This window comes from Mesorhizobium sp. P2_D6, assembly GCF_056404315.1.
Map to the genome: position 1 here is coordinate 609140 of NZ_JBFUEG010000002.1, position 12922 is coordinate 622061.

Here is a 12922-nt window from a genome sequence, read left to right on the forward strand (position 1 = left end):
TTGAAAAGCTTCAGGCTGGATACCCCAGCTTGGAGCCTTGAGCAGTTCCTCACTGCCCGCCACCTAGAACAGCCTGAGCAGTCTATGAGTTCTTAATAAGCAGTCTCTAACTTAGGTTAATTTTCTATAAATTTTTAAGTCCTCGAAAAGACGTAGCCAAACTGGACCCCAAGGCGCTGCGATCCCTTGAGGACGCTTAGCCAGCACCGTACCTTGTCGGACACATCATGCCGTCAGCCGATCAGCCAAGCAGATCACCCCGATTGCGACTGTTCGGCCGGTCCTCATCCGATAGGCGGAAGCAGGATCTGCTCGTATCCCCTGACGACACTACATCTTACCTCCAAAAGCTTCGTTGACGGCACATGCACCAGGCTGAACATTGGAATGCCGGCGTGTGCTCAAGGCTTACGCTGCCTGTCTGCGGCGAAAACGCGGAGGACAGGATAGGGGAGTCACTGCCCGCCCAACGGCTCCCCTATCGCCCCGCGCGGCAAACACGCGGTCAGGCCAGTTCCCAGAGAAGTTTGATTTGGAACGGCAAGCAGAATCCGCCTGCAGGGCGTAGCTGGCGTCGACAGCAATTAGTCGTCTGCCCGAAGGCTTCGCGGACGCTGGATGGGGGCCTGGTCTCAGGCGTTTCCTTGAGGATCAGCCTCGCTTAGCCAGTGCACATCCAGAACCGTCCCGTCCGTCTGGATCGCGGCTTCGAAGGCGGCTATCAGCCTTTTGGCGGCTTTGCTGGCAATGTGGGACTCGGGGTACTTTGCCTCCACGGCCCGCGCACGCTCGTAAACTTCCTTGAGTTGCCTGACTTGCTTGGGACCGAATGCGCTACGTACAACCTGAATGGTCATACCGCTTCTCCTCCTCGTGCCGGCACTCCAACAACCCACCCGTTGCCCAGCGCTCCCACGATTTCATCATTAACACAGGGTTTTGCGATTGGCACCAAAAACAACCTGCAATCCTAGTATAGATTACCCTTTTCTCTGGTCGAGGCGTTCTTTAGTAGGCGTTCGTGAATTGAGGTTAGCCGTTTGCAGGAGGCGTGAGCCGGATTACGAAAAGACCGCAATCGCGAAACAACTCGAGGAGTCCATCGACTAGATGGTCCCCCTCTCGAAAGCGAAAGGGCACCTATTTTCACGTCCTGCGATCATGCCGCGTGCGTTTTGCGACAGCCGTGGGCGGGACATGCAGCCATTCAGTCTTCAAGCCTCCGCCGAGCGGACGACCACCTCTTGGTTCCCATCGTAGGTAGAAGTACTTGCCCCGTGTCCTGCAGATGTGGGTGTCGGGCTACGCCCTTTGGCTCTCTTTCCCGCTCCGCAATGCAGATGTCCTTGCCAGGGCTGCTGGTGGTCGTGGCCATTTTGGTCGTTGCCTACTATTCCAGGGGAATGCTGATCATCGGCCTGGTCGCTTCCCAGGCATTCGGTGCGACGGCCGTCGTGACGCTGACCTTTTTAGGTGGGTCGTCTCCGCTGATCTACATCATATTTGCGGCCCTGCTCGTCATGGCCGTCGCTGCGAGACGCCGCATCTGGTTCGACCTTGGAAGCGTGTTCGAGCGGTCGCCGGCAACGCGGTGTCCGGGCTCTGCCTGGCGCGGGCCTTCGCGCCCTTCCTCAAGGCGCTGCCGCTTGCGGCATGGGTATTTCGCTCGGCCGGGGCGATATACTCGGCCTGCGCGGCGCCAACGGCTCGGGCAAGTCGACGCTGCTCAGGGCAATCACCGGCCAGATTCCATTGATCGACGGCAGCGTAATGATCGACGGTATCGACCTCGCTGCAGCGCCGGAGCGCGCCAAGGCCGGATTTGGCCTCGCCATAGAGCCGCATGAATTGCCGGCTCGCTTTCGGGACGCCAGTATTTGGAGCTCGTCGCTTCGATCCGCGACTGCGCGCCGCACGAGCAAGAACTCAGCATCCAGGACTCAGCCGTATCCAAGTAGCTTCTTATATTTATACTTACTAAATTCGAACTTTCTAATGTTGCTTTGAAGTAACTATCAACAAAAAATCGGTACTTGCCAGTTCAATATTGAGACAGGGAACAAACGTCGCATTAACCTATTAGCGGTTTGGTGCGGCGGGCATCGGCAAAGAACAGCTATCGGTGGTGGCTGGCAGCGTATTTAACGGGGGCTGGCAGGGGCTATGAGGGTGAGCGGCGGCAGGATTGAATTCAGACGCATTCGTAGCTTAAGCCTGCTGGCGGGGGCGAGCGGCGCGGCTATCGCCTGCTTTCTTCCGGGCATGGCTTCAGCCGCGACCTACTTCGTCAGTAACCAGACAGAGCTGACCGCCGCCATCAACACGGCCAATGCCGACGGCGACCCAAGCTCGTCAATCGTGATGACGAACAGCTTCGGCGTGACGGCGCCGAACACTCTGCCGGTTCCGACCAAATCGCTGTCGATCGACACGCAGGGCTTTACGTTGTCGGGCATCAGCGTCCCGGCCAATTCGGGCAATGTCAGGTTCAGCGGCGGAACCCTTACAAGCGGTACGGTGACTTTGTCGGGCACAATCACCGGCGCCGATCAGTCTGGTGCCACGGCGGCCGGCACCGGCCTGGTCTTCGACAGCGGCGTAACGACGGTCGGCGGCACGACCGCGCAGCTTATCAACAACGGGGCAATTAGGGGCGGTGCTGCTGCAGCAGCAGGCGGCCCTGGCGGCATCGGCACTTCGCTCGCCAATGTCGTGACTTTCGTCAATAACGGCACCGTCACTGGCGGAACGGGAGGGACCAGCGGAGGCCTCGGCAACAACGGGGCCGGCGTGAACATCTCGAACTCCGGCGCAACGATCGTCAACAGTGCCACCGGCACGATCCAGGGCGGCAACACCCAGGGCGCATATGCCGGCGCCGGCGTCTCCATGACCGGCACCGCCGCGAAACCCACGACCCTCGTCAACTACGGCACGATCCGCGGCGGCTCGGACCTGACCGGAAACAGCGCAGGCAATTTCGCCGTCCGCAGCCGTGGAACCAATGTCGCGATTACCAACTACGGCACGTTGGAGGGCGGCAACGGGGCGGCGGCAATCGGTCGTGATCAAAGCACGATCTGGAACGTCACGGTCGTCAACAGCGGCACGATCCGCGCTGGCATCGGGTCGACCACCGCCATCCTGTTCAGTGACAACGTCGGTTCCAAGTCAACGCTGGAGCTCCAGGCCGGCTCGCAGATCATTGGCGATGTGCTTGCCGGCAGCCTGAGCACCAGCGATGCGCTGCGGCTCGGCGGCTCGACCGACAGCAGCTTCGATGTGTCCTTGATCGGCCCTTCCGGGCAGTACCAGAACTTCGACATTTTCGAGAAAGCCGGCACCAGCACCTGGACGCTGACCGGCACCGGCACTGCCACCACCAATTGGACGATCTCAGCCGGTACTCTGCAGATCGGCGACGGCGGCACCAGCGGCTCGATCATCGGCAATATCACCGACAACGCCACGCTTGCCTTCAACCGCTCCGACACCTCCATCTTCGCCGGCACCATCTCCGGCACCGGCGCTGTAAATCAGATCGGTTCCGGCACGACCATACTCACCGGCGCCACCACCTATGGCGGCGGGACCACGATCTCCGCTGGCACGCTGCAGCTCGGCAATGGCGGGACCACCGGATCGATCGTCGGCGACGTCATCGATAATGGCACCCTCGTTTTCAACCGCTCGGACACCTATACCTTCGCCGGTGCAATCTCGGGCACCGGTGCCGTGAACCAAATCGGCGCCGGAACGCTGATCCTCACCGCCGACAACAGCTACGGCGGTCCCACGACGATCTCCGCCGGCACGCTGCGGCTCGGCAATGGCGGCACCACCGGTTCAATCGCCGGCAATGTCGTCAACAACGGCATTTTGGCCTTCGACCGCTCCGACGACGTGACTTTTGCCGGCGCTATCTCCGGCAGCGGCGCCGTGGTGCAACAGGGCGCGGGCAGCACGACGCTCGCCGGCACGAACAGTTACGGCGGCGGCACCACCATCTCCGCCGGCACGCTGATCGGCCAGGCAACGAGCTTCGGCACCGGCAACATCCTCGACGACGCGGCACTCGTTTTCGATCAATCGACCGACGCCAGCTTTGCCGCCATCATCGAAGGCACCGGCACGCTCACCAAAAGGGGGGCCGGCAATCTCAACCTCACCGGCACTAACACGCTGAGCGGCGCGACCACTGTCGAGGCCGGCAAGCTCTCGGTCAACGGCTCGCTCGCCAATTCCGCCGTCACTATTCTAAGTGGCGGCGCGCTTGGCGGCAACGGCACGGTCGGCTCTACGACGCTCCAGGCCGGCGGTGTCATCGCGCCCGGCAATTCGATCGGCCAACTCACCGTCCAGGGCAATTTCACCGGCGCCGGCGGCACGGTCGAGATCGAGGCGATGCTCGACGGCGACGCTTCTTCCACCGACAAGCTCATCATCACCGGCAACACCTCGGGCAGTGCCAACGTCAAGGTGATCGGCCTTGGCGGCGCCGGCGCGCAGACCGACAACGGCATCAAGATCATCGATGTGGGCGGTCTCTCAGCCGGGGCCTTCAACCTGCAAGGCGACTATGTCTTCCAGGGCGATCAGGCCGTCGTGGCCGGCGCCTATGCCTACCGGCTCTACCAGAACGGCATCAGCACGCCTGCCGACGGCGACTGGTATTTGCGCTCGGCGCTGATCAATCCCGTCGATCCGGGCGGCCCGACGACGCCGCTCTATTCGCCCGCCGTGCCGATATATGAGGCCTATGCCGGCGTGCTGCAGAGCTTTACCCAGCTGGGCACGTTGCAGCAGCGCATGGGCAACCGGTCATGGACCGGCGCCGCTCAATCGGCGACAGGCGAGAGCAGTGAAGGCGGCAGCCCGATCTGGGGCCGCATCGAGGCTTCGCACAGCGAATTCGAACCGGGCACGACCACGACCGGGACCGATTACGACGCCGATCTCTGGCGGCTGCAGGCCGGCCTCGACGTGCTGCTGTCCGAGACGGCCACGGGAATGCTGGTCGGCGGCCTCGCCGTCCATTACGGCACGGTGAAATCGGATGTCTCCTCGTCCTTCGGCACAGGCTCTATCGACACCAATGGCTATGGCTTCGGCGGCACGCTGACCTGGTACGGCAAGAACGGCTTCTATGTCGACACGCAGGCCGAGCTGACCTGGTTCGATAGCGACCTGTCCTCAGCCACACTTGGCCGGACGCTTGCCGACGGCAATAACGGCTTCGGCTATGGTCTTGGCATCGAGGCAGGGCAGAAGATCGCGCTGCAGGGCAACTGGTCGCTGACGCCACAGGTGCAGCTCAGCTATGCCTCGGTCGACTTCGATAGCTTCACCGACCCTTATGGCGCCCGTGTCTCCAACGACAGCAGCGACAGCCTGATCGGCCGCCTTGGCCTCTCCGCCGACTATGAGAGTGAGTGGAAGGACAAGATGGGCCGCACCAGCCGCTCGCATGTCTACGGCATCGGCAATCTCTACTACGACTTCCTCGACGGCACCCATGTCGACGTATCGGGCACCGGGCTGACCAGCAAGCCGCAGCAGCTTTGGGGCGGGGTGGGTTTCGGTGGTTCGCTGAGCTGGGCCGATCACCGCTACGCCGTGCATGGCGAGTTGCTTGCTCGCACCAGCCTGGAGGATTTCGGCGATAGCCATTCCATCGGCGGCTCGGTCGGCTTCAGTGTGAAGTGGTAGCGAGGGCAGCGTCAACGGCAGCTCTGCCTCATGTCGGTCATTGAAGTTAGCTCGGCCACCGCCTTGAAGCGGACATTACCGGCGACCGCGCTGGAGGTCGCGGTTGCGCCATTAGCGGGCATAGCGAGAAGCGATCGGTTACGTCTCTTTAGCGTCGACAGTGTTCTCTAATGGGTCAAGGGGCGGCCGCTCGATTTTGAGCGCTGTCGACGCTTTCGGATACCTGCGTTCTCTGCGAGGTCAAGGCACTTGATGGAGTCAGCTGGGTATGGAGCAGCTTGGTTGAAAATCGCAGTCTGGCCGAAGATGGACCGCGTTGTCCCGTTTGGCGACATTGCGATCTTTGAAAGGTCGAGTTCCTCGATGAAGTCTTCGGCGCCCTGCCAGACAGTGTGGCCTCGACAAGATCCCATCGCACCGGCTTCGACCATCGCCTTGAACTTGGGCGTCCTCCTCGGGGAAGTGTTGATAATCGCCGCGTGGACGATTCACATTTTCAGACGTTACTGGCACATGTCAGCGCCAGGGCCCTATACTGCGACTCCGAGCGACCGAACCTCGGCTGTTCGAGCATTGGACGTCGGCGGATCGAGTTGATCGCCGGCTTTTATCGAAAGGTCTAAGACTAGTGTCTCCAGAAGAATGGCAACAGCGAAAGCATGTTTATGCTGGAGACAAAACGACTCGGTCCTGGCGAGTTTCTCGACTGATAGTATTGCGGGGCCTGGCACTGGTGCACGATGGCACAATGGGTGCTGCCGCAATGTTTCTTTCGATCGCGTTGAGGTTTGATTTTGATATAGTTGTTAAAAACTTGACGAATTTCCTTGGCGCGGCGGTGCTATTTGGGATTATTGTCGGCGGCGCAGGTTTTTTGCTCGGACTGAACCGTGGTATTTGGCGCTATGCGTCGCTGTCGGATCTTCTGGCAATCACCTATGCAGCTACTGCGTCCGTCGCTAGTTTCACAGTTGCCCAGTTCCTGCTGGATCGACTGACCTTGATTCCCCGTTCTTCGATCCTTATCGCGTGGGCCTTCGTGATCGTGCTGCTAGCCGGGCCGCGTGCCGCGTATCGGCTCTATCGCAATCGCCACGACACCGGTCGCTTGTTCGATCGCAGCACCTGTAAGTTCGTGCTGCTGGTTGGAGCCACCGACAACGCCGACGCCTTCGTGAGGACCATTAAGGAGAGAAACAGTGCCTTGTCATTCGTGGTCCTTGCGATAATCGACGAACGGGATCGCAGGACCGGGCGTTCTATTCGCGGGGTTCCAGTGTTGGGTCCGCTGGAAAGACTGCCGCAAATCTTCGATCAATTCGAGGCCCAGGGGCGCCGGCCCGGGGCGCTCATCCTGACACGTTCGCGCGAGGATTATCAGCGACACGCCAGCATCGAGGCGCTGGTTGAGATCGCGGCACAGCAGAAAGTCGAAATCCTGAGGCTCCCGAACCTCCTCGAGATGCAAAGCATCGACGCTGAAATCGAACTGCGTCCGATCAAGTTGGAAGATCTCTTGCAACGTCCGCCCCTTAAGCTTGATGTGCCCAAGATCGCCTCGATGATCGAGGGCAGGACCGTTATGATCACCGGCGCGGGCGGTTCGATTGGATCCGAGCTGGCACGTCAGGTCGCGGCCCTGAACCCACGGACCCTCGTTCTCTTGGATGCCAGCGAGCACCTTCTCTACTCAATCGCGACTGAACTCACTGGCACCCGCCCGAGCCTCGAACTGCATGCTGCCCTTTGCAATGTGCGTGAAAAAGACGCTGTCAACACCATTGTCCAGGCCCACAGACCCCAGGTGCTCTTCCACGCCGCCGCACTAAAGCACGTACCGATCGTTGAGGCTCAACCGCTTGAAGGCCTTTTCACCAACGCGATCGGGACGCGCAATGTTGCCGAGGCCGCGCTTCAGGCCAACGTCTCCACGATGGTTCTGGTGTCGACCGACAAGGCTGTGAATCCCGCTAACGTAATGGGCGCGACTAAACGGATGGCGGAGATGTTCTGCCAGGCGATGGATATCGACTCGCAGGTCAACGGCACACGTTTCGTCACCGTTCGGTTCGGCAACGTCCTGGGGTCGGCCGGATCCGTGGTCCCGCTGTTCGAGAAGCAGATCAGGGCCGGCGGGCCTGTGACAGTTACCCATCCGGACATGGAACGCTTTTTCATGACAATTTCGGAAGCCTGCCTCCTCGTCCTGCAGGCGGCGGCGCATAGCCACGCACGACAGGAGGAGCGCGGCCGAATTTACGTTCTCGACATGGGCTCGCCGGTGAAGATCGTGGATCTTGCTCGAAACCTCATCCGTCTCTCGGGGCGCCGCCCGGACACCGACATTCAGATAATCTACACCGGGCTTCGGCCTGGGGAAAAACTCTACGAGGAACTTTTCGACAACAAGGAAACCTTGAGCGGGACCGGTGCGTCGGGGATCCTGGCTGCAGCTCCACGGTCGATTGAGAAAGCGCTGATCGTGCGCATCTTCGACGAAATGAAGCGGAGGATCGACGCCCAAGATTTGCCCGGTGCCCTACGGCTTCTGAAATCGACCGTCGGGGAGTTTACTCCGGGGAGCGAGATTCATCTGCTGATGAGCGGGAAGGACTCGAGCAAGCACTGAGCCTCATCGCGGTGCCCACCGACTGCCGCCCGCTGACAATCGGAAGACCCTCATTCTGACCATTCGTGCATGTTCACCGTGGCGACCATGGGTTGATACCCGTTTTCCGGGCAGCGTCGGTATTCAGCACTGCTGCTCCTACTTCTTCAACCAACCGATCCACCAGTTCCTGCCATTAGGCTCGTCTGGCTTCGCGCAATGCCAACGGGGCCTCGGCGATCTTCGAAAGCGCAAACTCTGCATCGGCGAGTTCCTCGCAGATGTCGCGAAAGCTCTCACTTCGGTCCATCAGCCGATGGATCGTCAATTCAAACCGACCTAAACGTCTGCATTCGTAGGGTGGTTCTTGAAAAGCTGCCTGACCGGAATCGGCCCGGCGGGATCGTGCGTTCGGTCGATCACGATATCAAGCCGGTGTGCTATCCGACATGGGCAAGGGTGATGATTGGCCGAAACTCAGGAAGAAGATACTGTCGGCCGACATTTTTGTGCTCGGGAAAACGGCGTGCCTATGAAATCTGGGAACGGGAGGCCGTCCGACTGAACGCGAGCAGGAGCACTGGGATCAAGCCGTGCAGGAGATCGAGGGAGAAGGTCCCGAGACCGAACGCGGCCCTGTCGTGCCCGACCCGACAGTCAGCGCCGGCTCAAAAAGCTTGAAGGATTGAAGGCTGGCCCGAGCGTCCAGCAAGACAACCAAATTCGCGGAGCCTGGTTTGTCGAATATCAGTCAGAGGAGGTTTCGATGAAGAGATCCTTGTCGCTTCTGGTGTTGGCCGCTGATCTTGCGCTCGGCGCCTGTGATAACAGCGTCGAACCGACGAAAGCCAACACCGACACGGTCAACAGGAACCCGCAGGTTGATCAGGATGCCAGATCCAAGTCGACGACCGGCGGCGACCAGCCGGTTACAGCGCCGGAGAGCAAATGAACCCCGTCTCATCTTGCGATACGCCACTGCTGCGCATCGCTTATCTCAGTGGCGGGCCAGAAAACGGTGCGCCCGTTGTCCTGCTGCATGGGTGGCCGGACGACGCGACCACCTACGCGCGCATTTCGCCGTTCCTTCATGACGCGGGCTTTCGGACGTTTTCGCCGTGGCTGCGAGGTTTCGGACGGACATCGTTCCTGTCAAAAGAAACCATGCGGTCAGGCGAGATTGCCGCAATGGCGCAGGACGTACTGGATTTTGCCGATGCGCTGGGCCTCAGCCGCTTTGCGGTCGTAGGGCACGACTGGGGAGCACGGATCTCCTACCTCCTGGCCTCGATTTTTCCCGATCGCATCAGTTGCTGTGCCGCGCTATCGCTTGGCTGGCAACCCGGCAAGCCGGCAACGCCAGCGCCTGAACAGGCGAGAGCATTTTGGTATCAATGGTTCATGGCGACGGCGCGCGGCGCCGAGTTCGTGAGAAAGAACCGCAAGGAATTCGCCAGATTCCAATGGAACAGCTGGAGCCCGTTGGGCTGGTTCGACGATGCCACTTTCGATGAAGTGGCCGCATCCTTCGAAAATCCGGATTGGCCGGATGTGACATTGCATTCCTATCGGGTTCGCTGGGGTGAGGCGGAGCCCGATCCCCACTACGCGGAGCTGGCCCGCCGGCAAACATCGGTCAAGATCATCACCGTGCCGACCTTGACGCTTCATGGTGGCGACGACCGTGTTGTCCTGATCGCATCGTCGGAAGGGCTGGAGGAGCATTTCACTGCCTTCTACAAACGAGTGGTCCTGGACGCGGTCGGGCACTTCCCAACACGTGAGGCCCCACAAGAGGTTTCCGGGCTGTTGGCGAGCTTTCTCGCCAGGTACGGCAGGCAATAAAGCGCCTGGCTCGGCAGTCATTCGGCTTCATCGGACAAGCTGGAACCTGATGCATCGCCGCGCATTTCGTCTCCATGGATGGCGAACCGGAACGCCGTCGCGATCATTCGGTAGCCACGGAGAATTCGGATGCAAACTTCAGTCGCAACTTCAGAACACCACCGCCTACTAACCATAGAACCGTTTGCCGGCACGGTAACGGTGCGATTCTCCGACGCCATAGTCGCGGCCACGAAGCGCGCGAAGGTACTCAGGGAAGAGGGACATGAGCCGGTGTTCTATATTCCGTTCGAGGACATCTATTTCGAGCTTTTCGAAAAGACAAACACGACAAGCAAGTCTCCGTTGAAGGGGACAGCGAGCTATTGGCGTGTCCATGCTGTCGGTGGCTCGGCCGATGACTTCATGTGGGCATACGAGACGCCGGATACGGCAGCACGGGCCATCGCACGCCATGGCGCTTTTGATCCGGAAAAGGCGCGCATCGACGTCGACCCGTTGGAGGACAAACGGCACACGCCACATGTCAAGGAATAGTATCGTTGGACCTCTGGCAGGCATTTGCTAGCGCCCGGAGAATTCGTCATCGAGAATGCGCAAGGCTTCTTCGTATCTGGCTGTCGAGGCTCCAATTTGCCGTGACTGCCAGATGTTGTCTTCGAGGTCAGCGCGTTTTACCGGCAGCGCCAGCGGATTCGATGCAGCCCGCCGCACGAACGTGAAATAGTCCTCGCCGTCTCTGCGCGACATGGCATCGACCGCGGAAGCAATCGACGGTCCAAACCCGGTCGCTTCCAGCTTGGCTCGTGACCAGCCTTCGCCTTTTTCCAGGACATCATGCAGATAGGCTACGACCTTCTGATCCATCGTCTCGACAGCATCGACGACACGACGGCAATGCTCGATATAGGGCCGCCCGGTCTTGTCGCGCTGCGCTGCGTGAACCTCTTGGCCGCTCGATAGAAAATGCTCATCGTCGCCGTCCCGGCCGCTTTTCGAGATGCTGATAAATTGCAGACATAGGAACTTCTTGTGAGTTCATCTCCAAGTCGCTGCCGTGGCCATTGTTCCTTGCCTCGAGGATTTCCTCGGGTCGCCGTTCGCCTTACCGATGCGCTCTATCAGCGGATGGCATCGGATCCATGAGGCGGAAACGTCGATGGCTGATGTCGGTTCCTGAAGCGACAAGGAACGAGTGCCGGCACGGGACGTTCTGATCCATGCCTTCGACGGCAAGGAAAAGCTCGTGAAAAAATCCGACCGGGTACGGACTTCCTGATGTCGATGCCGGGTTTGGCATACGGGCCTCTGGGCGACCGCTGCATGCATGTCTGTGTTGACATGCAGCGGCTGTTTGCCGAGCCGTCGCAGTGGGCCACTCCATGGATCACCCGCGTGCTCCCTCGCATCGAGAGTCTGGTCGAAAGGAAGGCGCGACAGACGGTCTTCACGCGCTTCCTGCCTGCCCAGAAGCCGGGGCAGGGTGTCGGCACATGGAAGCGCTATTATGAGCACTGGGCCACGATGACGATCGAAAGTATCGGCGACGAAATGGTCGACCTGTTGCCGGCATTAGCCGCTTACTGCCCGCCGGCGGCAGTCATCGACAAACACATCTACTCGCCCTGGTTTGAGGGCCGGCTCAGGGCTTTTCTGGCGGAGCGCGACATCGATACGCTGGTCATAACTGGCGGCGAAACCGACGTATGCGTTCTGGCCACGGTGCTCGGAGCAATCGACTTCGGTTATCGCGTGGTCCTCGTCACGGACGCGCTGTGCAGTTCTTCCGACGCGACGCATGACGCGCTGCTGACCGTATATCACCAGCGATTTGCCCAGCAGGTCGAGACGGTCGAGATGGAGGTGGTTCTCTTGAACTGGACTTGAAAATCCGACCGATCTGATCTGGACGATCAGACGCCCAGGTCGATCAAGGCGGCGCCGATTTCGGGGCGTTTGCGGCGGCGCAAGTGACCGGGAGCTTCCACCAATGTGGTTTCGAGCGTCGGGCGAACGATCGCTTCGAGCAAATGCCCGCCTCGGGTGGTGCCGTCGCTCAGGCCGAGCACCGCGTGGACGTGAAGGCTTGGTTTGCCATCATCCCCAGCGCAACATCGCCGATCGCGCTCAGCACCTCGCACTGTTCGTGAACCGGGATTTTGCGGTAGGTTTTCGCATCGAGGTCGAACCAGCCGACGGTGGCTCTTTCGAATGCGCCGATGGCAGTCAAGAAAGCACCGTCGACGCCTTGCTCGGTTGCGAAACCGATCAGTGTGGCAAACGCCTCTTCGCCGGGGTCGAGCACGATGACAAATGTGCGTTGACCGCCGACCTCGTTGACGAGCCGGGATTTCGTGCCTGTCCTCCGAACATCAGTTTGGCCCCTCAGTGGGCATGGTGTTCGGCGTTTCGCTTACGGGTTGCCGCAGCTTTCTTGGCCGATTCAGACCGGCTGGCTGCAGAGCGCGAGGCCGAAGCCTTTCCGCCGCTTTTGCCGCCCTTGTGCGCCGCGGGGTGGCCGGTATGTTTGCCGCGACCGGAGCCGCCTTCCTTCTTGCCGCCGCCATCGTCCTTGTTGACGGTCGCCCATGCCCGGCGTTCGGCTTCCTTTTCGGAAACCCCGCGCTTCTCATAGCCTTCGGCGATATGATCGGCTTTGCGTTCCTGCTTGTCGGTGTATTTCGATTTTTCTCCACGTGGCATGGCTGTTTCTCCTATGGCCGTTTCTCCTGTTGGACAGGGTTTGAACGAAAAGCCGGG

At 60.2% G+C, this 12922-nt stretch carries 10 protein-coding genes and 1 pseudogene; 7 read left to right on the forward strand and 4 right to left on the reverse strand.

The window, feature by feature from the left end; translation table 11 throughout:
• Positions 1-632 precede the first annotated feature (632 nt).
• Positions 633-857 carry a hypothetical protein gene (locus tag AC1D1L_RS06055; protein WP_477339647.1) on the reverse strand — a complete coding sequence of 75 codons (225 nt, stop codon included), beginning with the start codon at positions 855-857 and terminating at the stop codon, positions 633-635.
• Between the two features lie 796 nt (positions 858-1653).
• On the opposite strand from AC1D1L_RS06055, the gene AC1D1L_RS06060 reads away from it, so the two are divergent.
• The 6 genes from AC1D1L_RS06060 to AC1D1L_RS06085 all read left to right on the forward strand — a co-directional run bounded on the left by AC1D1L_RS06060 (position 1654) and on the right by AC1D1L_RS06085 (position 10699).
• Complete coding sequence (locus tag AC1D1L_RS06060; protein ID WP_477339649.1) at positions 1654-2007, forward strand: ATP-binding cassette domain-containing protein; 354 nt, start codon at positions 1654-1656, stop codon at positions 2005-2007.
• Positions 2008-2262: 255 nt separating this feature from the next.
• The gene (locus tag AC1D1L_RS06065) at positions 2263-5709 is read left to right on the forward strand and encodes an autotransporter outer membrane beta-barrel domain-containing protein (RefSeq protein ID WP_477339651.1); all 3447 of its coding nucleotides are present in this window, start codon (positions 2263-2265) and stop codon (positions 5707-5709) included.
• Between the two features lie 748 nt (positions 5710-6457).
• Complete coding sequence (locus AC1D1L_RS06070; protein WP_477339652.1) at positions 6458-8338, forward strand: polysaccharide biosynthesis protein; 1881 nt, start codon at positions 6458-6460, stop codon at positions 8336-8338.
• A gap of 745 nt (positions 8339-9083) precedes the next feature.
• Positions 9084-9269, forward strand: coding sequence for a hypothetical protein (locus AC1D1L_RS06075; protein WP_477339654.1), 186 nt, complete (start codon positions 9084-9086; stop codon positions 9267-9269).
• A complete protein-coding gene (locus tag AC1D1L_RS06080; protein WP_477339656.1) occupies positions 9266-10162 on the forward strand; it encodes an alpha/beta fold hydrolase in 897 nt (298 codons plus the stop codon). Before AC1D1L_RS06075 ends, AC1D1L_RS06080 begins: the two co-directional genes overlap by 4 nt.
• A 129-nt stretch (positions 10163-10291) precedes the next feature.
• Positions 10292-10699 (forward strand): DUF427 domain-containing protein, encoded by a 408-nt coding sequence (locus AC1D1L_RS06085; protein ID WP_477339657.1) that lies wholly within the window; start codon positions 10292-10294, stop codon positions 10697-10699.
• A 27-nt stretch (positions 10700-10726) separates the two neighbouring features.
• Here AC1D1L_RS06085 and AC1D1L_RS06090 read toward each other — a convergent pair whose 3' ends face one another.
• Positions 10727-11179, reverse strand: coding sequence for an HD domain-containing protein (locus AC1D1L_RS06090; protein WP_477339776.1), 453 nt, complete (start codon positions 11177-11179; stop codon positions 10727-10729).
• 261 nt (positions 11180-11440) lie between these two features.
• On the opposite strand from AC1D1L_RS06090, the gene AC1D1L_RS06095 reads away from it, so the two are divergent.
• On the forward strand, positions 11441-12049 hold the full coding sequence (locus AC1D1L_RS06095) for a cysteine hydrolase family protein (RefSeq protein WP_477339659.1): 609 nt from the start codon (positions 11441-11443) through the stop codon (positions 12047-12049).
• 26 nt (positions 12050-12075) lie between these two features.
• On the opposite strand, the pseudogene AC1D1L_RS06100 reads toward AC1D1L_RS06095, so the two are convergent.
• A pseudogene (locus AC1D1L_RS06100) lies at positions 12076-12551 on the reverse strand (PPC domain-containing DNA-binding protein).
• Entirely contained in the window at positions 12548-12865 is a 318-nt protein-coding gene (locus AC1D1L_RS06105) for a plasmid stabilization protein (RefSeq protein ID WP_352590651.1), read from the reverse strand. The pseudogene AC1D1L_RS06100 and the gene AC1D1L_RS06105 overlap by 4 nt, the downstream one beginning before the upstream one ends.
• Positions 12866-12922: the final 57 nt, after the last annotated feature.

Coding starts and splice junctions, on each gene's coding strand:
- AC1D1L_RS06055 (WP_477339647.1), bottom strand. CDS start 857: ATGACCATTCAGGTTGTACGTAGCGCATTCGGTCCCAAGCAAGTCAGG.
- AC1D1L_RS06085 (WP_477339657.1), top strand. CDS start 10,292: ATGCAAACTTCAGTCGCAACTTCAGAACACCACCGCCTACTAACCATA.
- AC1D1L_RS06075 (WP_477339654.1), top strand. CDS start 9,084: ATGAAGAGATCCTTGTCGCTTCTGGTGTTGGCCGCTGATCTTGCGCTC.
- AC1D1L_RS06060 (WP_477339649.1), top strand. CDS start 1,654: ATGGGTATTTCGCTCGGCCGGGGCGATATACTCGGCCTGCGCGGCGCC.
- AC1D1L_RS06070 (WP_477339652.1), top strand. CDS start 6,458: ATGGGTGCTGCCGCAATGTTTCTTTCGATCGCGTTGAGGTTTGATTTT.
- AC1D1L_RS06080 (WP_477339656.1), top strand. CDS start 9,266: ATGAACCCCGTCTCATCTTGCGATACGCCACTGCTGCGCATCGCTTAT.
- AC1D1L_RS06095 (WP_477339659.1), top strand. CDS start 11,441: ATGTCGATGCCGGGTTTGGCATACGGGCCTCTGGGCGACCGCTGCATG.
- AC1D1L_RS06105 (WP_352590651.1), bottom strand. CDS start 12,865: ATGCCACGTGGAGAAAAATCGAAATACACCGACAAGCAGGAACGCAAA.
- AC1D1L_RS06065 (WP_477339651.1), top strand. CDS start 2,263: ATGGCTTCAGCCGCGACCTACTTCGTCAGTAACCAGACAGAGCTGACC.